Source organism: Paenibacillus nuruki (assembly GCF_001721045.1).
GTDB classification, from domain to species: domain Bacteria; phylum Bacillota; class Bacilli; order Paenibacillales; family Paenibacillaceae; genus Saccharibacillus; species Saccharibacillus nuruki.
Genome location: NZ_MDER01000086.1, coordinates 108,965 through 129,056 on the forward strand (window position 1 = coordinate 108,965; position 20,092 = coordinate 129,056).

21 protein-coding genes and 1 pseudogene are annotated in these 20,092 nt (G+C 38.4%); 8 read left to right on the forward strand and 14 right to left on the reverse strand.

The window, feature by feature from the left end; all coding sequences use genetic code 11:
- Window positions 1–212 precede the first annotated feature (212 nt).
- Window positions 213–869: a hypothetical protein gene (locus PTI45_RS20570; RefSeq protein WP_069329460.1), complete on the forward strand. Its 657-nt coding sequence runs from the start codon at window positions 213–215 to the stop codon at window positions 867–869.
- 59 nt (window positions 870–928) lie between these two features.
- Window positions 929–1,531 (forward strand): hypothetical protein, encoded by a 603-nt coding sequence (locus tag PTI45_RS20575; RefSeq protein ID WP_069329461.1) that lies wholly within the window; start codon window positions 929–931, stop codon window positions 1,529–1,531.
- Window positions 1,532–1,581: 50 nt separating this feature from the next.
- Here PTI45_RS20575 and PTI45_RS20580 read toward each other — a convergent pair whose 3' ends face one another.
- Together PTI45_RS20580 and PTI45_RS20585 are read right to left on the reverse strand one after the other, a co-directional pair.
- Window positions 1,582–1,926 (reverse strand): DUF1292 domain-containing protein, encoded by a 345-nt coding sequence (locus tag PTI45_RS20580; RefSeq protein ID WP_161594296.1) that lies wholly within the window; start codon window positions 1,924–1,926, stop codon window positions 1,582–1,584.
- Window positions 1,927–2,015: 89 nt separating this feature from the next.
- Window positions 2,016–3,215, reverse strand: coding sequence for an ROK family transcriptional regulator (locus tag PTI45_RS20585; protein WP_069329462.1), 1,200 nt, complete (start codon window positions 3,213–3,215; stop codon window positions 2,016–2,018).
- 320 nt (window positions 3,216–3,535) lie between these two features.
- Here PTI45_RS20585 and PTI45_RS20590 point away from each other — a divergent pair, with 320 nt between their 5' ends.
- The 3 genes from PTI45_RS20590 to PTI45_RS20600 all read left to right on the forward strand — a co-directional run bounded on the left by PTI45_RS20590 (window position 3,536) and on the right by PTI45_RS20600 (window position 5,414).
- Window positions 3,536–4,177 (forward strand): chromate transporter, encoded by a 642-nt coding sequence (locus PTI45_RS20590; protein WP_069329463.1) that lies wholly within the window; start codon window positions 3,536–3,538, stop codon window positions 4,175–4,177.
- Window positions 4,178–4,189: 12 nt separating this feature from the next.
- Window positions 4,190–4,726, forward strand: a complete 537-nt coding sequence (locus PTI45_RS20595) for a chromate transporter (protein WP_069329464.1) — start codon at window positions 4,190–4,192, stop codon at window positions 4,724–4,726.
- Between the two features lie 88 nt (window positions 4,727–4,814).
- Window positions 4,815–5,414: a hypothetical protein gene (locus tag PTI45_RS20600; protein WP_069329465.1), complete on the forward strand. Its 600-nt coding sequence runs from the start codon at window positions 4,815–4,817 to the stop codon at window positions 5,412–5,414.
- A gap of 80 nt (window positions 5,415–5,494) precedes the next feature.
- Here the strand turns inward: PTI45_RS20600 and PTI45_RS20605 are convergent, their stop codons facing one another.
- Window positions 5,495–6,397, reverse strand: coding sequence for an NAD-dependent epimerase/dehydratase family protein (locus PTI45_RS20605; RefSeq protein ID WP_069329466.1), 903 nt, complete (start codon window positions 6,395–6,397; stop codon window positions 5,495–5,497).
- Window positions 6,398–6,688: 291 nt separating this feature from the next.
- On the opposite strand from PTI45_RS20605, the gene PTI45_RS20610 reads away from it, so the two are divergent.
- Entirely contained in the window at window positions 6,689–7,240 is a 552-nt protein-coding gene (locus PTI45_RS20610) for a hypothetical protein (protein WP_069329467.1), read from the forward strand.
- Between the two features lie 35 nt (window positions 7,241–7,275).
- Here the strand turns inward: PTI45_RS20610 and paiA are convergent, their stop codons facing one another.
- From paiA to PTI45_RS20650, 8 genes and pseudogenes are all read right to left on the reverse strand, one after another.
- Window positions 7,276–7,794: a spermidine/spermine N(1)-acetyltransferase gene (gene paiA / locus PTI45_RS20615; RefSeq protein ID WP_069329748.1), complete on the reverse strand. Its 519-nt coding sequence runs from the start codon at window positions 7,792–7,794 to the stop codon at window positions 7,276–7,278.
- A 30-nt stretch (window positions 7,795–7,824) separates the two neighbouring features.
- Window positions 7,825–8,274 (reverse strand): annotated as a pseudogene (locus tag PTI45_RS20620) (MarR family winged helix-turn-helix transcriptional regulator); the annotation flags it as partial.
- A gap of 188 nt (window positions 8,275–8,462) precedes the next feature.
- The gene (locus PTI45_RS20625) at window positions 8,463–9,836 is read right to left on the reverse strand and encodes a TraB/GumN family protein (protein WP_069329468.1); all 1,374 of its coding nucleotides are present in this window, start codon (window positions 9,834–9,836) and stop codon (window positions 8,463–8,465) included.
- Window positions 9,837–9,977: 141 nt separating this feature from the next.
- Complete coding sequence (locus PTI45_RS20630) at window positions 9,978–10,460, reverse strand: hypothetical protein (RefSeq protein ID WP_069329469.1); 483 nt, start codon at window positions 10,458–10,460, stop codon at window positions 9,978–9,980.
- A gap of 125 nt (window positions 10,461–10,585) precedes the next feature.
- Window positions 10,586–11,260, reverse strand: a complete 675-nt coding sequence (locus tag PTI45_RS20635; protein ID WP_069329470.1) for a response regulator transcription factor — start codon at window positions 11,258–11,260, stop codon at window positions 10,586–10,588.
- A 12-nt stretch (window positions 11,261–11,272) separates the two neighbouring features.
- On the reverse strand, window positions 11,273–12,436 hold the full coding sequence (locus PTI45_RS20640) for a sensor histidine kinase (RefSeq protein ID WP_069329471.1): 1,164 nt from the start codon (window positions 12,434–12,436) through the stop codon (window positions 11,273–11,275).
- A 188-nt stretch (window positions 12,437–12,624) separates the two neighbouring features.
- On the reverse strand, window positions 12,625–13,065 hold the full coding sequence (locus PTI45_RS20645; RefSeq protein ID WP_069329472.1) for an SMI1/KNR4 family protein: 441 nt from the start codon (window positions 13,063–13,065) through the stop codon (window positions 12,625–12,627).
- Between the two features lie 209 nt (window positions 13,066–13,274).
- Window positions 13,275–15,029 (reverse strand): methyl-accepting chemotaxis protein, encoded by a 1,755-nt coding sequence (locus tag PTI45_RS20650; RefSeq protein WP_069329473.1) that lies wholly within the window; start codon window positions 15,027–15,029, stop codon window positions 13,275–13,277.
- 238 nt (window positions 15,030–15,267) lie between these two features.
- Between PTI45_RS20650 and PTI45_RS20655 the strand changes: the two genes are divergently transcribed.
- Window positions 15,268–16,146: a GNAT family N-acetyltransferase gene (locus PTI45_RS20655; RefSeq protein ID WP_069329474.1), complete on the forward strand. Its 879-nt coding sequence runs from the start codon at window positions 15,268–15,270 to the stop codon at window positions 16,144–16,146.
- A gap of 138 nt (window positions 16,147–16,284) precedes the next feature.
- On the opposite strand, the gene PTI45_RS20660 is transcribed toward PTI45_RS20655, so the two are convergent.
- A complete protein-coding gene (locus PTI45_RS20660) occupies window positions 16,285–16,716 on the reverse strand; it encodes a MerR family transcriptional regulator (protein ID WP_069329475.1) in 432 nt (143 codons plus the stop codon).
- Window positions 16,717–16,894: 178 nt separating this feature from the next.
- On the opposite strand from PTI45_RS20660, the gene PTI45_RS20665 reads away from it, so the two are divergent.
- The gene (locus tag PTI45_RS20665; RefSeq protein WP_069329476.1) at window positions 16,895–17,746 is read left to right on the forward strand and encodes an aldo/keto reductase; all 852 of its coding nucleotides are present in this window, start codon (window positions 16,895–16,897) and stop codon (window positions 17,744–17,746) included.
- Window positions 17,747–17,834: 88 nt separating this feature from the next.
- Here PTI45_RS20665 and PTI45_RS20670 read toward each other — a convergent pair whose 3' ends face one another.
- The gene (locus PTI45_RS20670; RefSeq protein ID WP_217492701.1) at window positions 17,835–18,494 is read right to left on the reverse strand and encodes an endonuclease III domain-containing protein; all 660 of its coding nucleotides are present in this window, start codon (window positions 18,492–18,494) and stop codon (window positions 17,835–17,837) included.
- 39 nt (window positions 18,495–18,533) lie between these two features.
- Entirely contained in the window at window positions 18,534–19,940 is a 1,407-nt protein-coding gene (locus PTI45_RS20675) for an FAD-binding domain-containing protein (RefSeq protein WP_069329477.1), read from the reverse strand.
- Window positions 19,941–20,092: the final 152 nt, after the last annotated feature.

Here is a 20,092-nt window from a genome sequence, read left to right on the forward strand (position 1 = left end):
TTAAATTTTCAACATAATCATTTTATATACTGCCAAACGCTAGATTCGAAATGTAAGATATTTTGCCTCGCAAAAATCATTTCTTATAGAACTCGATCGCGTTTCTGTTGCCAAACGCTGATTGTCAGATATTTTGCGTTGCAAAAATCATTTTTGATTGCATGGGGTCGCGTTTATACTGCCAAACGCTAGATAAAAGGGGATTATCACAGATGAATAGAAAACTCATGCTTACACTGGTGCTAACAGCTGTTCTGACAGGTTCTAATTTGATGTTTGCAAGCGCTACCTATGCGGCTACGGATACTGATTTACCGGATGGCACGTATACGATGGATCTGGAAACGATGGCTTCTTCATTCTCTTCTTCTTCGCTAGATGACAGTACAGAAGTTGTAGACGAAGACACATATGAAGATAGTGAAAGTGTAGACGATCTGGACCCTGCTCTCGTTGAAGAAGCTTCTCAGCTTTTAGAGTATAGTGATCAGATGGCTCCGTTGTTGGAGTATGAGAAAAAGGCATGGACAGCTTATTACAAAAATGATTATGTAACTAGCAGCAATCGCAAGCAAGAATATCTGCTTGTCACCAATACGATTATCCCAAATTACAAAAAATTCTTAACTGGCATCAGACAAATCAAACCGGTTAATCCTGAGCTGGCTAAGATGCATGCTAAATATATAAAAGGCGCTACTATTGAAATGGAAGCCTTTGTTTTATTCCAAAAATATGTATCCAAAACCAAATTAAATGATGATATACTGAACAAGTCTAATGCTAAACTAGATGTAGGCGGCGATTTGTTGCTTCAATTTGATAAAGAAATGGAAGCTTATATTTCCAAATTCCTACCTGCACAATAAACCTTAGCATGTGAATATATCCAAATCGTACTTTACACACTAAGGGGCTATTATTACTCATGAACAAAAAGAATTTATGTACAGCATTACTTGCTTTTCTACTGATCGCTACTCCTTTGATGCCTACTGCTTCTGCCTTCGCAGCCGAAGATACCACTTCGACAGATTCAACAGACAGTGAATGGATCTCAGAGGACAATAGTACAAATGTAGATGAAGATACGTATACTGACGAAGATATCGATCCTGCTTTGTTAGAAGAATACGAGCAATTGTTAGATTATGCAGATGACGTTGCGGTCTTGGCTGATTATGAGAACAAGTCGGTAGACAAACTCAATACGTTTAACGGATTCGGTACTTCTAACCGTAAACCTGCTTATACTGCACTGACCAAGACGATTATCCCGAACTATACTTTGTTTTTAAAAGGCATGAAAAAGATCAAAACCAACAATAAAGAAATAGCTTCTATGCACAAAGTGTACATTAAAGGAGCTTCTCTCAATCTGCAAGGGATGAAATTAATCAAAAAAGGATTATCTACTTCTAAAGTGAATTACACCTCTGTCCAAAAAGGAATTAATCTGATCGGGCAAGGTGGCGACTTAGTAGAGCAATTCAATGATCGATTTGCAAATTATATTGTTAAGTTTGAATAAATAAAAATAAAGCCTTCCTCTACATCTATGAGGAGGGCTTTATTTTTATTCTACTTATCGGTAGGATTGTCTTTATTTAACTGAATAATAACTTCATACACTTGCCCCATGCGTTCCCATTCTTCATCATCGGTAATATGATTTAAGAAAAATTCATCTTCTTCCTCATCATATTCGACTTTCAAAATCGTACCATCTAGCGGAGAAGGTTCTTTATGTAACAAAAGAGCATATGGAATCTGATCATACGTAAACGTTTTGACAATCATCATATCATGTTCATTACCTTGTTCGTCCAATATGAGAAACCCTTTTTGAAATGCTTCGTCTTCTAGCAATCCAAGATCATCACGGAATTGCCCTAGTTCGATCGGAAAGTTGTTGTGGTTACTCATCATTTTTCTCTCCTCAGATATACAGATATTGTAATGTCACATCGCCATGTTAGCATCATCCCGACGTAGCGTCAATCCAACCGATCCGATTACAACTCCATCTGTTGCAAAATCATTACAGCAGCGCCTACAGCAACAGCGCGTTCTTGTAACACGCCTTTGGAGAAGATGGGCTGGTAACTATCATCATACCCTACTTTCTTGCGAGCCACAGCTATGGCTTGTTCATAATAAGAAGGATTGGCATTAATCAGAGCTCCGCCAAGGATCACTTTCTCTGGTAGTAGAATATGAATAATATTGGCAAGACCAATCCCCATATAACCAGCAGAACGAGCAAATAACTCTTGTAGAAAAATATTCCCTTGATTCAGCCCTGTAATCAACGTATCAAAATGAACTTGTTCCGGTCTTAAATCTTCTGCGGCTTCCCAGATATCCATGCCAAGCTTCATCCGTTGCCGAACTTGTTGTTCTAACGCTTGAACCGAAGCAAAAGCTTCTAATGCTCCATAATTTCCTTGATCATGAAGTCTTTCTCCATCGGTCTGAATAATCATCTGTCCGATAGATCCTTCACGATCTACAGCCCCACGTACCAATTGTCCACCTGACATCATAGCAGAACGAATCCCTGCTCCTACATTCACAAATAACATATGTTGCATGTTCTCATCTCGAACTGCCCAGTGTTCGCCGATCAAAGCTGTATTCGCTCCATTTTCAAGCACAGCCATCAGTCCTGTACGTTCATTCAGCATCTGGCAGATCGCAACATTTTTCCAACCGTTCGCCGGAAAATAAACAGGGTTCAAAATGATCCCTTTTTCTCGATCTAGAGGGCCGACTGCACCAATCCCTATACCGATAATCTGACTCCATGTTAATTGATAATCATTCAACATCCAGTCGATACGTTCTTCCACATAATCGACTAAGCGTTCTGGTGTCATATGTTCATCCATAAACCAGCGATACGAAGCAATCGTGTTCATCTGAAGATCGTATAATCCTAGCACCGAATAGACACGAGAAATCTCCAATCCCAAAATATAACGATGAGTGGGATCGATCCGATATAATGTAGGTCGCCGTCCACCTGTCGATTGTCCTTGACCTGATTCACTGATCCATCCTTCTCGTACCAGTTCATCGAGAATACGATTCAGACTACTACTGGTAATATCCATTTCTTGCAACAACTCGGTTTTGGAAATCTGGTCTTGCACTGCTATACGATCATAGACTTGCCGTTTGACCATTTTCATTGGAAATTGAAATGTATTCATACGTTCTTCCCTTCTCTAACATTTAGCAGGATACATGTGACATATTTTATAAAAAAAGAGGTAATACCGTAAACGATCTATCCCTCTTCAACTCCGGTTCAAGGTTAAAATCTGCCTTCATTGTATCCTGTAAACATCGCCTTCACCACTTTTTATCAATGAGAAAAAAAGAACATGAATACACTTATTTTATAGCCTATTTTCGATTTATAAGCAAACACTTTAGCAATGATTAGAAACATTGAACTCCTCACAAGCCAAAGTTTATTTCAAAATGATTAAAAGATGATATACTTGTAATTAAGAGCGGAGTGAAGAACATGAAAACAACTAAAACTGAACATCTTCAGTTCAACATACATTTATTATGGAATCTTTTCTGGATTTTTTTCAAAATTGGCCCTGCAACTTTTGGCGGCGGTTATGCGATGATTCCGATATTGGAAAAAGAAGTGGTGTACAAGCGTAAATGGATTAATGCACAAGACATGAGCGATCTATTGTCGATTGCAGGTTCTGCTCCTGGCGGTGTAGGAGTGAATGCTTCTACGTTTCTAGGATATCGAATGGGTAAGATTCCCGGAGCGATAGCGGCTGTACTGGGTATTACATTACCTACGTTTTTTATCGTATTTGCTTTAAGCGCTTTTTATTCTTTTTTTCAAGATCAACCTAAAGTACAAGCGGCTTTTCAAGGGATTCATGGCGCTGTGATCGGGCTGATTGCTGTTGCGGCTTATCGGATGGGTAAAAATGCACTCTTTGATCGCTCTACGATTGTTGTTGCGATTGGCGCACTCATTACACTGCTGATCACCGGTCTGAATCCGATCTTTATGATTCTTTTCGGACTTGGAATAGGGATCTTAATTATTCAAGCCAAAAAGAAACTAGGCATGACCACACGTACTGAAAAAGCCACCCATGATCATATTCCACCGACGATTGAGTATTATATCTAAGGGGGAGATATCATGTTATTATGGCAATTATTTTTAAGCTTTTTAAAAATTGGCTTTAGCTCATTCGGTGGCGGTTATGCTGTGATTCCGATGATCCAGTATGAATCTAGCCGATACGGATGGCTAACCGATGCACAATTTCAAAGTACAGTCTCCCTTGCTGGAATGTCCCCCGGACCGATTGCTACCAATAGTGCAACCTTGATTGGCTATGAGACCGCAGGCTTAACAGGAGCTATTGTAGCGACGACAGGGATCGTACTTCCTTCGCTGATTGTTGTGATTATCATTGCAGCGTTCTTTTACCGAATCCATTCGAATAGGTGGGTCAAATCATCCTTTTACGGATTACGCCCTATTATTACCGGATTGATTGCTTACGCAGCGATCCATTTTGGTCTGTCTAATCATGCTGAAGTTGTCATGAGCTGCACAACACTAGCGACTTTACTGATTGGTGTTGCCGCATTCTGGGCTATTGTTAAGTACAAGCTTCATCCTTTAATGGTGATTGCAGGTTCAGCAGTTATTGGGATTGTGTTATTTTAGTGTTACCTCTTGGCGAACCTTTTCTGATATGATACCTTTATAAATGGATTTTTATAGAAAAAAAGGTACAAAGGAGACTTTATTGTCTATGAAAAAGCAATCGTTGCGAGTGATCGTGATGTTGATGGTATTTACACTTATCCCTGTGTTTTATTCATCAGCCACTATACATGCAGCAACAACAAACAAACCACTGTCTAACCAAAGTCCTTCTGCACCTGAACCGATTGATATTGAAGAAGATACCTACAGCGATCATGAAGTCGCTCCTGAGCTACAGCAAGCTTTTGATGATTATGTCGATTATTATAGTCAATATAAAGAGTGGGTTCCTTATGAGACCAAAGCAGTCTCGATTCTAAACAAGTACAAAAAAGTATTAGCTTCTACACGCAAGCAAGCTTATAGCGAAATGACGAATATCGCGATTCCCAATTACAAAAAATTTCTAAGTGGAATGAAGCAACTAAAGCCTAACAACAATGATCTTTCCACTATCCACTCCAAATTGATCAAAGGAACTACGCTTCAATTGGAAGGGATGGTCCTTTTCCAGAAATACGTGTCTAAGCTTAACCCTGACCCAACCATTATCAAAAAAGCGAACTTCAAATTCACTCAAGGTCAGTTATTGATCAGTGAATTTAATGAAGAGATCGCTTTGTATAACGCTCCATTTTCACAGTAATCATACTAGCGTAGATCAATAATAAAAAAAGGATTTAGCTGATATGACGGCTAAATCCCTTTTGGATCGTATGTTGTATTCTATTTTGTATCTACGTCTACATAAGATCTCCAGTAATGCTGTTGCTCGAATCCAAGCAATCGTTTGACTTTGGTATTGCTCACCAATGTCTCATATTCACCTAATTCTTTTTTCACAGGAACATTCGGGTAATACTCTGCGATCAATTCTTTGGTCGGTCGATCAGAAGACACATCATCAGCCGCAATATTCATCACCTGGAATCCTAAGCCATCTGTCTCTACCGCTAATCGGCATGCCAGTGCTAGATCACGAGTATCAATATAGCTCCATGTTATCCGTTTACGCTGAATAGGATCGGCAAAATAAGCAGGGAAATCTACATATCTCGCAGGATCAATCACATTGGCAATCCGGAAGCAGTACACATCAATACCTGTACGGGTCTGAAAAGCTTTAGCAGTCACTTCATTAACGACTTTAGACATAGCATAACTATCCATCGGATTAATAGGATACTCTTCATCCAATGGGAAATAATCAGGATCACGATGTTCATCTGCAAAACAAGTACCATAAGTCGTTTCGCTGGAAGCGAGAATCACTTTAGGAATATTATATTTAGTTGCCGCGTCTAATATATTGTAGGTGCTCATCACATTAATTCGATACACTTCGTTGTCGGGATACGTTAAAATTTGCGGAATCGCCGCCAGATGAATAATCGCATCAATTGGTTGTGATGCTATCGATTCGTGGTAACTTTTATCAATCGTAGGACTAGCCAAAGCATTAAACACTTGCCCTGCATCCGTAAGGTCTGTAATTAATGTCCGTACATGTGGATGATCCAAAGGCACTTTATCCAGATTCAGTACCTCATACCCTTGTTCAAATAGTTCTTTCACTACCCATTTACCAGCAAGTCCACTACCACCTGTTACAATCACTCTTTTGACCATCTGTACACTTCCTTTTCCTTAAGAAGATAGCAAAGCACCTATAGAACGTGTCAACATGTTACCGTGTTTAGCAGTGTGCTAAACGTTCATTCTTTATAAGTTAACCGTTTCCAATACTCACCAAGCAATTAAATTTGCTTATATTGACCATATACACTAAAATATGCTTGCTAACTTTCTAAAAGAAAGAGTGCAAAATGACGATACAAATAGTAACAGGAAATGACAAAATCAACCTATGTTATAATGAGTCTTCTCTAATATATTAGCGAAAGGGGATTATATAGTAACGTGAAAGCTCGATTATTGTGGATATTGACGCTGACCTTTTTGATCGTACAAAGTGCGTTATTGGTTGCACCTCTTCAGTCCACTCATGCAGCAACTTCTTCTGAATATGGTTATGATGATAGCCATGTCCCTGCCAAATACAAGCAGGCGTATCATGACTATGTGGATTATGATGCTCAATTGGAACCTCTTCAAGAATATGAACAGATTGCTCTGACTATTTTTAAAGAAAACAAAAAAGTGAAAGCTTCAGATCATCGTCCTTCTTATGTAGAGATTACAGGTATTGCCCTTCCGAACTATAAAAAGTTTGTTAAAGGGGTACAAAAAATCTATACTCCTAACAAAGACTTGGCTCGTATGCATAGAATATATGTAAAAGGCGCTAATTATCAATTGCAAGGTATGCTTCTTTTCCAAAAGTATTTATCCAAAAAGAAATTAGATCCTAGCATCTCCAAAAAAGCAAATACTCAATTAGCAATAGCTAACAAATTACTGACACAGTTCCATAAAGAAATGAATGCGTATCAAGCTAAGTTTTCATACTAATTGCATCCTATTCTAGTCAAAAAGACCACTTATCATTAAAGTGGTCTTTTTGTCATGATTAAATCGGTCTGCTGTTCATCTCCCATATAGAACGAATGTTGACCGGTTAGCTCAAACCCTAGCTTTTGATAAAAGGCGATAGCATTATCATTCTTTTCCCATACGCCCAGCCACATCTGCTGTTTATTCAATTGTTGCGCGATGTGAAGGGCTTGCTGAAATAGATACTTGCCTACGCCATGCTTTTGAAATGATTGCTTGATATAGATGCGTTCAATTTCCAGAGCATCTTCGCTCATTTCTTCCGATTGTGCTTGATCCGTATTGATCTTGAGATAACCAGCAAGTTCATTATTCACATCAGCGAAAAAGAACTGCGAATACGGATTCTTTAATTCTTCTTCCAACTGTGGACGATTGAATGCTTTCTCCAAATAATGATCGATATTTTCAGGTGAATTCTGTTCTCTAAATGTCTCGTTGAATGTCTGATAGCTAATCTCTTGTAACTCTTCGATATCTTCTAAAGTACATGGTCGTATTGTGATACTCATCTGGGCAGATCGCTCCTTTATACCATCTTGATAATTGCGTTTATTACCTTTCTTCACAAATGTCCAATCCTTTTCTACATTTTTTCTTACTTTTTGCAGAAGGTCGAAAATCAAATCAGTTTCGGCTTCTGACAATCCTTCTAGTGCCACCAGATTAGAGTAATCATTTTCTTTTTTGATCATAGGATAGATCTGTTCTCCTTGATCTGTAGCAAAAAGCTTTTTGATCTTTTTGTTATGTGGATCTTCTTTTTTGTGCACCAATCCATTCGCTTCTAAATTTTTAATCGCGCGAGCAGCTGTTGTTCGATCAACTTTGATCATTTCTGCTAATTTTTCTTGAATCATACCAGGGTTCTCACAGATACGTACAAGGTACAAATACTGACCTTTTGTCAGGTTATACTCTTTAAATTCAATATTGCTAATACTATCTAGCGCTCTAGCAATCATTCCGATTTCACGAAGTATCTCTTTCATATATATCTCCTTTAATCATTTTGTTGTAAATGCAACAAATAGTTGATATTAATATAGTTTATTTTTGTTGTATTTGCAACAAAAAACCACTTCATTCATCAACGAATGAGGTGGCTTTTCGGAGCACGTTTATGGTTTGAATGTCACTGGATAGAACTAATGATGAATACAAATGCTGATAATACCTATTATTTTCGTGTAACTGTATATCCTTTTTTCTCAAGCAAATGAATAATACCATCGTTACCTAGATAATGAGCAGCACCGACAACGATAAAGTATTTCTGATTGCCACCACTTTTCAGATAGCCATCAATTTTTTGCGCCATTCCAACGTTGCGGTCAACCAGTATCGCTTTATTATATTCTTCATTACCTGCTGTACTGTTTGTTAATTCTAGCAATTTTTTCTCATCGCCTGTTTTCCACATTTCTGCGGCTTCATCTGTATTTTCATGCAGATCAGCTTGATTCGGGTTGTCCAAATCGTATAGTGTAGAATACAGCATTTGTTCTTGTAATTCATCAGAGAAGTTATTTAGCATCGTAAGCTGTGAGTCTTGTGACTCTAATTCCATCACTGTGATTTTGCGTTCTGCGGCTTGTTGAATAAAATGCAGATCGATACCATCAGCAGATTTGTACTCTGGATCACTTGGAGCAAATGAGCTAACAATCATGTCTGCTACCCATGGTTTGAAACGATCTAACGCATCGCGTTTCCAATCATTCGCTAGAAGCGCTTTACCTAATTTGGCATACGTATAGGTAGAAAGATGATCTTGCAGTCTGCTTCCATCTTTGTACTCACCGATTTCCAATACACGCTTTTGCATCGCTTCGTCCGATATCTGGGTAATGTCTACTTCTACCCCAAGATAATTAGCTTGCGCAAATGCTTGTTCATACTCTTTACGTAACGGATAAAAACTTTCATTGGCAATATGTATAGAACCGACCAAGTACACGGTATTCCCGTTATTTTGTACTTCCCACATAAATCCACGACCACCGGTATCGGCAGTTTCTGTAGATGGTACAGGTGTTGGTGTTACAGTACTGCTAGGGTCTGGAGTCACGACAGGTGACGCTGTGTTCTCTGTAGGAGCAGTCGTTGTATCGACAGGAGGAGTATTGTTTTCTACTACAGGAAGAGTGGGTGCAACTGGCGGTGAAGTCAGCTGGATTGTACGCGTTTTGGCATTCCAGATCACTGTGTATCCTGTTAATTCACCAAATGTGCGAATCGGCACATAAGCAGTTCCATTGATTTTAAATAGTTTGCTGTTAACAGTAACACTTTTACCATTAGCGACAACCGTTATGCTGTCTTTGGATACTTTGGACAATTGAATATTCATTGCTTGTAATGTCGAACGAAGTGGAACTAAAGTAACTTTCTGCTGAACAGTAGGTGCAATGCCTTTACTGTATTGAATCTTCTGATCATTTACCTTAACGGTTAACGACTGTGTGGATGTAGCCGCCATTGCTGGTGAAGCTGTCGCCAGTAGACCTGCTGCGAGCACAAGCGAAAGCATCTTTTGGTGCCAATTTTTCATGATAGAACTCCCTCTGAATGTGTAATGTGCATTCAAAGCCAAACGTGTCCTTTTAAATATTGCATAATCTAGTTTCAAGTACAATACATTATTTCGTTATATTTATACTTTGTGATAAATAAAGGGATATTTGTAAATCAATTAACTGACTTTAGAAGGTGTAAATGCCTGCTTAATCTCCGGGAATTTGGCATACAAGATCAGACTGCGTGTAGCGAAGATAACAGCAATTCCGATCCACAATATCCATTGAATACGATGATACCCTGTTGCAAACTCTCCAAAAGCAAAACCTAATGTCATTCGAACCCCGATAAAGCTTGCCCACGTAATGAGCGTAATTGCTGTTCCTTGGACATAGACAATTTGATTCTGAATATACACTTTGCTGTACCATGCTTGTATGGTTCCAGCGATCAAAGCGAAAGTGATAACAAGAATACATTCGATCCATTGGGTCATCGGCACCGCTTGTTGAGGAAAGGTCTGATGCACTTCATAGACGGCAAGCAATGGTAATAGAATAAAAAATAATTTCTTGACCGGTTTGGGACGCAATTGACGAAAAATAACCCACACAATAATACAAATCACGAGTAATGCTGTACCTACATTCGAATACATAAGATGACCTCCTTGGAATTTGGTTATACTTTTATTCTAAGAGTCTCACCGTTTGTATTCGTCTACTTGCAGGTTGATCTTTCAGCACCTTTGTATCTATCTAGCGATATACCTGACTTTCTCTCTTATTGCACTAAACCTTGTCGTATCGCCAATACTACTGCTTGCGTCCGATCTTCTACATCTAATTTTTGAAAAATACGATGTGCATGCGTTTTGACAGTACCATGTGAAATATGTAGCGCCAGTGCAATCTCTGAATTACGTTTGCCATACGCCATCTGCTGTAACACAATTAATTCTTGATCGGTTAACGGCTCAATCATTTCATATGTGGTCGGATGAGGTGGTTGTGAGGGTTCTGCCTTTTTGAGCGCTTCAGCGAGTGCTTTGCTAGCAAGTGGTGTTTTGTATAGTGCTTCACCTTTATATACTGCCCGAATGCCTGCTAGTAATTCTTGCGTATCTGCATCTTTCAGTAGAAAACCAGTGGCTCCTGCGCGGATACCTTCTTTGATATAATCTTGTACATCGAATGTGGTCAGCAACACAATTTTCATATCTGGTAATACACGTAAAATCTGTTCTGTCGCTTCTAACCCGGAGCACTCTGGCATCTGAATATCCATCAATACCATATCAGGCTGTTGCGCTAGCGTAACTTCTAACGCTTGGTTCCCATTACTTGCTTCACCTACACATTCCATATCAGGTTGTGCATTAATAATATACTGTAATCCTTGACGTACAATCGGTTGATCGTCTGCAAGCACGATACGAATTTGGGATGGATCACTCATGATTATTTCTCCTTAAGGTTGGATTGGATTTCCGATCGGAATCATAGCTTGAATACAGAAACCATGAGGTAACACAGGCTCAAATTGACAGGTTCCTCCTTGTTGCTTACAACGTTCAATCATACTTTTTAATCCATAGCCTATCTTTACAGCATCTTTATTTGTATAGATTCCATTATCGGCAATACGTAAATAGACGTGCTGATCTTTTTCTTCAATATGGACTGAAGCAGTATCCGCTTGTGCATGACGAAGTACATTGGTTAATGATTCTTGTAGGACTCGATACAACACAATACTGGTCTGAATCGACCATTCTGTTATGGGAGAATCTTCTACAAAAGTAAGCTTGAGCGCAGAACGTTGCCCTGTTTGTGTAATTAATCCTTTTAAAGCGACCAATCCTAAGCCCATCTCATCATTTGACCATTCTTTAACAGCTATACGTACCTCTGTAAGAGCTTGACGAGCGATGCCTATTAATTGCTTGATGCGCTCTGGCATATGCTGGGGTTCTGTAGATTGCATAATCTCCAAAGCTTGTAATTGAATAATAAGCGATGTCAGTTGATGCCCTAATCCATCGTGTATTTCTCGCGCTAGACGTGTTCGTTCTTCTAATGCGGCATAACGTACGGAATGAGCACTTGCTTCTTGCAGTTCCAGATGGGCTTCTTGTAACTCTTTATGCGCTTGATCTAATTGCTCCAGATGTGATTTGGTCAAAGCATAAGCATTTTGACGAATTTGAGAACTGCGTACGACTAGAAAAACACCGATAATCGCCAACAAACTCCCAAAAGAAAAAGCATAAACCAATACAATCACTGTGATCGTAACCAGACTCACGACGATCGTGACATACCGGTAATTACGATTGATAAATATACTCAAAAATAATAACGGCCATAATAAACTTGAATTCACAGATCCATACTGATAATGAAGATATAATGCTGTACTGATAATGACTGTAGACAAAATAATGTATATGGTTCGACTACGCCATATTTTGGGAATCCAAATAATAGATACATAGAGAAGTAAAATCAATAAAGTGCCATACTGATTAAATACTCCATAATTCGCATATTCATTATAGCTAGTGATCATCAGTACGATCGTTCCAAATATACGAATCAAATACCTATACGCATGTTCTTGCTCTATATCCATATGTACCCTCCGCTGATCTACATAACATCTGTATGATTGTATTTATTGTAGATCAATATGCAAAGATTTACATCTACTTAAAGATCGATATAAATGTCATCGTGTATATCTGTAGATAGATATAACTCTAATATTTGTTCTCTATTCAATAGCTTCATGATATAAACCTTATCAATTTGGTATAACGTTTATGCTTCTTGTTCTTCTTGTGTCAGGAGATATGCAAAAAAGTCACTAAACGTATCCCATGTATCAGGCGCTACTTGAAATGATCGGTCATGCACTTGATAGACATCGATGCTATCGCACCAGATCACCGATGGAGTAGTTGCTGTATCCAAGACGATCATACTTCCCGCAGGCTCTGCTAAAAACACCAACGAATGAGGAAATTGAATGTCTTTTCGTAAGCGGAGTGTTTCTTCGATTAGATTAGGATGATGATTGGCATAACTAAATATAGAAATACCCCCAACTAACCCTCCATTAAAAAATAAAGCGATCTCTTTAAAATCGTCAGGTAATTGCAACTGTAATTGTTGCTCAATCTTAGTCACTACCTGTGGTGTGATCACCTCATCTGGAAACAGTAAATCATATCGTTGTTTGATTGACGGTATAGTATTCATCTCTGCATCGCTCCTTGCTATTTAACTCTACAATTATTGTATTCTATGTATTCATCTAAATGATACAACCTTCATAATCTCGCCCATCTAAAAAAAGTAGAAGGCATATAACGATGCACTCTACTTTTTGGGGTGTTTATTTTAGATTTTGAGAAATCGTTGCTATATATTTTCAGTTCTAATCAGACAATCACTTTAGCGCTCTATAATTAGACTTTTACTGTTTTTATCGCTTTATTCATTTCATGAGTCTGTTGTTCTAATACAGTAGAGGTCTGTGCTACACTTTCGAACATGGTTGCTTGTTCACGGATCAAACGATAGATTTCATCCGAATGATCCGATACTTCTACCGAAATCTGAGCAATCGTATGGACAGAAGCCGCTGCTTCTTCTGAACCTGCCGATATTTCTTCAGCTGCTGTAGAGACTTCTTGAATACGTGCAGTCACCGTTTGGAACGTATCCAAGACCTGAGCAAATGCTAATTCTGCTTCAGCAGTCAGTGTCACTCCTTGTCCAATTTCTTGCACGGTCACTCCAACCTGTGAACCAATCTGCTGAGATTCTTGTTGAATATGCAATAACAAGTTCGAGATATTTTCCATAGAAGTGCTTGAAGCTTCTGCAAGCTTTCTGACCTCAGCAGCAACTACAGCAAATCCTTTGCCCTGCTCACCTGCATGTGCCGCTTCAATAGACGCATTTAACGCTAACAATTTGGTCTGACTGGCAAAGTCACGCACTGCTTGTAATGCAGTACCAATCTCTTGCGAATAATTAGTTAACACTTCGACTCTCAATACGACTTTACCCGACACATCTGAAATATGTTCCATTTGCTTTTTCATACGTGACATACTTTGTTTACCTGATTCTACGGTCGTTAGCGCACTTGTAGCCGCATCCGATACCGCCATAGAAGATTCCGATATCTCTGTAATGCCTTTAGCGATCTCTTCCATCGCATGCGCACTATCACTTGCACCTTGCTTTTGAGTACGTGCACCATGTCTAATCTGTTCAACCGATTGATAGACTGTGGTGCTCATGGCTAACATTTCTTGAGTATTATGGTTAAACTGCTTGGTCGATTCTGATAAAATGTCTGTCGTTACAACTACACCTTCCACCATATCGCTTACCATTTTGTTCAGATGACCTGACATATGCATCATCGCCTGATAAGTCGTTCCTATCTCATCTTCACTCCGTAAGCGGTATGAGGTTAAAATCTGATGGGCGGCTGCAAGTTCGCCTTGTGCCATTTTTTCCACACTTGCTTTGAGTGGCTTCAGTGGACGTAATCCTCTAATAATAAACCACATCACAATCGCTATCCCCACAATCGTAATCAAGACCAGCAAACCATAGAACGGAATACTTTGTTGGATAATATCGGATTCTACACTTCCGATAATGGAGACTGCTGTATCAATACCAAGAACACCGATAAGCACGCCATTACTATCGAGAATCGGTGCATACGACGAAATATAGTTCCCATATTCGGGATTGTTAATAACAGGAGAACTAGCTGTTTCTCCTTGCTGTAACTTTTGAATCGCTTCTACAGGAATATCGGTAACCTCATTGATAGCGGAAGCTTTATCCGGATCTTTCATGCCGTCTATCATAATAAGAGGGGTACCTTTATCGTCTATTTTGACAAAATAAACATACATAGCACCAATACGTTCACGAAAATCATCCAGTTCATCACGAATCTTCAGAAACATATCGTTTTCTTTGGGGTCTTTCGCAAATGTTGCATACGAGGCTTTGTCCAACTGGTTCACATAACTCTGCGCAATTTGAATATTGTAACTTGAAATAGCGCCTTGTGCGGCTGATCTCATATTAGCGATCTGTAGCAATATACTTCCAACAACAATAATAGTAATAACCAATGTAACAAAAGCAATAATACGTACCACTAACCGTTTTCTAAAAAAACCGATCATTCGCTTTCTTCCCCTCTGATCAAAGCAAACTTTTTGAATACCCCTACCCAAAAATCATATGTCTGAAGCACTATGTTATGGGAAAATAGTAAACGAATATGTCGAATTATGCAAGAGAATATAAATTATAATCAAAAATTTTTATAAATGAAAATAATGTTAAATACTTGCTAGAATGGCCCTATATCCTTTCTATTTTCTTGTTGATTCTCTCTATCATTTAAGCAATACTAAAGTCATGCCAACATATACGATTAGCAAAATGACTGATTTTTCAGATCAGCAAATTGATCAAATTCGATTATTAGAAAAAAGATGTGCAAGCTTTGACGCATCTAACTTACGGGTGGGTATAGAAAGTTTGAAAGAAGTACATGGAGATGAGGCTTTTCTGTGCTATAACGAAGATCAGCTTATCGGATTTTTAAGCTGGTATACGTCGGATAGGATTGAAGCTAACATCAATGCTATGGTTCATCCAGATTTCCGTCGTAATGGTATCTTTAGAAGTCTATTAAACAATGCCCTCGCTGATATGCATCATATAGATATACAACATTGTTTGTTTAGAATCCCTTCTAATTCCCAATCAGGTATAGATTGTATACAGCATATTGACGCTGATTTGAGTCATTCTCAATTCTCAATGACTTTTAACTCTATACAGGATAATATCGCTTGCTACAATCATCTTCATTTAAAAGTTGCCGAGAAAAAAGATATCGCCTTTCTCGTCTACTGTTTTGTACAAGCGTTTGGAGATTCAGCGTCCTGGACCAAAGAGTATCTGGAGAACACAAGCAAAGAACCTACACGATTAACTTATCTGGCTCTAGACAAATCACATCCTGTCGGAATGATTCGAGTCAATACGATTCAAACCAGCACCGCAGTTATACATGATTTTTGTGTACTTCCTACTGTTCAAGGTAATGGCTATGGTCGAAATATTCTTGCTCAACTGATTACTTTATTACAAGATCAACAATATACTGAGATTCGTTTAAGTGTAGTGACAGCAAATCGGCAAGCGTTAAGTCTTTACCAGTCTGTTGGATTTAAAATTTCCGCTGAATTTTATTATTATTCACTGCCACTTGTTTCAATAAGTAAATAAATATAAGTATATTTATAATTAAAAAGCTCTTTAGTCTATTAAAGACTAAAGAGCTTTTTGATGATTTATTTTAAAGTAGTAATAAGACAGCCAAACGATTTTGATATAAGGTAAATCTTTCCTTGTTGTCACTGAAACTTAGGAATGTGTGGGCGTTGCAGATATCGCTTTATTTTGTCCCCATGTACGAGGATTGGTCGTATCAGGAATACCCTCCGTGAGAATAGCCTGATATTGAATCGTTTTTTGTTCCAAATGGGCTACCCGCTTTTGTGCTTCTTGTAGTTGGATCAAAGCCACTTCTTTGTATTCCATCATCATTTCATTGCGCTGAGGAATAGTAGCATCTCCTTCTAAGCAAAGGTCAACATATAATTTGATCGTTTCAATTGGCATTCCTGTCTGCTTGAGACATCTTGCTCCATACAACCAGTTGATCGATTCTTCATCAAATAACCGAATATTATTTTTGTTACGTTGGACACTAGGCACTAATCCTTTATCGGTGTAAAAGCGTACAGCATGTTCAGTAAGTCCTGTTATCAGAGCAGCTTCTTTTACAGTAAGCATCGCCATATCCACCTTTCCAAATTCATGATAGAGAATCGCTTGACTTCGTGTAGCACGAAGGGAATAAGCTCATTATACTGCAAACATATCACAAGCAGAATCTATATTCACGCGCTATGTATATAGATGAGTGATCCTTTGCTATTTCAAATACAGAACCAGTACAGGAGGAATAATCATGCAAACTGTCACATTGAATAATGGTGTTACTATGCCCATCTTAGGCTTTGGTGTCTATCAGATTCCAGATGCAGAAGAATGTGAAAATGCTGTCTATGAAGCGTTACAAATTGGATATCGTTTGATTGATACAGCGGCTGGCTATATGAACGAAGAAGCGGTAGGACATGCTATCCAGCGTAGTGGTGTGCCCCGCGAAGAATTATTTATTACAACCAAGCTCTGGATTCAAGATGCTGGCTACGAGAGTGCCAAAGCCGCTTTTGCCAAGTCTTTACAGAAACTTCAAGTCGACTATCTAGATCTATATCTAATTCATCAGCCATTCGGTGATTATTATGGAGCTTGGCGGGCGATGGAAGAACTCTATAAGGAAGGGAAAATCAAAGCGATCGGTGTTAGCAACTTTTTACCTGATCGTTTAATGGATCTAATCGTGCATAATGACATCCTACCTGCGATCAATCAAGTCGAAACCCATCCTTTTCATCAACAGATCGATAACGCTACTTTTATGAAAGAACAAGGTGTACAGATCCAATCCTGGGGGCCTTTTGCAGAAGGACGTAATCAGATGTTTAGTAACGAATTACTAACTTCTATTGCTGAAAAGCATTCCAAATCAGTCGCCCAAGTCATATTACGCTGGCTTGTTCAACGCGATGTTGTCGTAATTCCCAAGTCAGTACGTCGAGAACGTCTTGCTGAGAATTTTGATATTTTCAGCTTTGAACTGAGTAGAGAAGAAATGGAGCAAATTGCTACTCTAGATACAGGAGAAAGTCTTTTCTTATCTTACCTTGATCCAGAGATCGCCAAAATGCTAGGTAATTTGAGAGTGGAATTATAATATATTGATCACAACAGATACCTTCATTCTAGATTACCTTTTATAACATACTAAAAAGGACAGGTATGTAGACTGTCCTTCTTTATATCTAACCTATCGCGCGAGTCTGATTATATTGACACCAATCTCGAAGTGCACATTCTTTACATTTGGGAGCCCGTGCTTTACATATTTCCATTCCATGACCAATTAACCATTCATGTGCATGCTGTTTATATTGTTGAGGTGTGATTGTATTGATAACATCAGCCGTTTCTTCACTAGAACGTGTATTTACTACGCCTAGACGATTCAATACACGATGAACATGAGTATCTACAGCAATACTAGGCTCTCCTACACTGAAATGCATCATAATATCTGCACACTTCCGACCTATTCCGCTGAGCTCCATCAGCTCCTCTTTGGTTTGTGGAACTTCTCCATCATATTGTTCTATAAGTTGATGACACATTTTTTTTAAGCTTTTGGTTTTGCGATTATAATGAGCAGCAGGTTTGATTAAAGTAGCTAACTCCTCATCTTCAAGTTCAATTAATTCTTGCGGTGTAGAAATCTTTTCATATAGTGCTATGCAAGCTTTGACTGTTCTTTTATCATGAGTCATAGTAGAAATCGCTACAGATACTAATAGTTTAAAAGGAGTACTGTTTAATCCGTGAGTAATCCAGTCATTGTCTGTTTCTTCAAAAGTAGGCTGAGTATGGCTTAATATCTTATACATCTGTACGATTTTAGTCTTGTTCACCCCATTCACTCCTTCTTATTTCTAGCCACATAAATGAATCTACTCACTGGCATGACCGTTCTTTTTTATCCCATATAATAGTTTTTTATGATCATCCATCGACTGTTTGAGGTCAATAATAGGTGTGATATAGGGATTGATTTCAAGACTCCATGGTTCATGGATATTTGTATTATCCAAATGACGCAATTCAGGAATATATAATTTGATAAATTCACCTTTAGGGTCATTTTCTTTACCCTGCTTAATCACATTATGCATTGGAATATGATGTTTAGGATCAATACCAGATTGAAGTTGCATCTGTTTCCAGTGAATCCCTGGATCATAATCAGTAAAAGCATGAGCCAAAACCTTGCCAACCACTCGCCAATCTAAAAGCAAAACGTTACATCCAAATGTCGCTAACATGGCTCGCTGTTTAAAATTAATCCATCCTGTTTGTTGTAAGCTACGCATACAGGCATCCAGAAATGGTAATCCTGTTTCACCTTTAATATAAGCATTCAATAATTCAGGATTCTGATGACGTATACCTTCAAATCTAGAATCTAATGACCTAATATGCATCATAGGAAAGTTCTCAACCGTCTGTACAAAGCTACTTCGCCATTCTAGACGTGCTTGGAAAGACTTCAATTGTTCAAATAAAAAATCATATTCTGATGGATTCGCAGTCTGTTTTAAATGTTTCATATGCTTTTGCACCGCACGCATCAAAGATTTTAACGAAATATTTCCCCATGTCAGATAAGGGGATATGATACTAGATGAGGAAGGCGCAACATAAGGCTTATTCATATTTATGTTGTACCGCATATACTTTTCTTCAAAAAAGCGCTTTGCATAGGCAATGCCTTCTTTTTCACCACCACGTATATCGATTGCTCTTTCTTCACCGGGAACCTGCAATGATTCCAAAATAGTGAGATCATTGGTGAGTCCGTTAGGAACTGTTGATAACGAAAAAACCTGTCGGGGAATAGCAAGAATCGTTTCTTTTATCCATTCTTTTAAAAAATCTCTTCTTCTAGGTGCATTTTTTCCCCTGACCACAGGAAAATCAGCATACTCTGTCCATAGGCATGTATGTTCATGCATCCAGCGTTTAACACGTAGATCGCGATCAAAAGTAGGTTGAATCCCATGCTCATAATGACTGTGCATACGAAAAGCTCCATACATTTTATAAATATCATCTAAAATCGATTCCATTTCACCGATCGCTACGTATAATTCTCCTCCTATTTTTCTTAAAGACTGTTGTATATCTTCTAAACTTTGTTGCATAAATGTAAAATGGCGTTTGGCTAAATCACCTGCCTGCCAAATTGAAGGTTCAGCAATATACATAAATAGAACTTTTTCGCCTGTAGCTACTGCATGATGAATAGCTTGATGATCAAATAAGCGAATGTCTCTTTTAAACCAAACCAGTTGCAACATTAAATGTCCCTCCTACACTTACGTTCTATCATTTTTACTTCATTTCTATTATTCTATTTTCATTCGTAGATCAAAATCATTTGTATTTTAAGTATACTGTTTAAACCCTGACAAACTATGTCATAATATAATTATATTATTTAATGTATCGT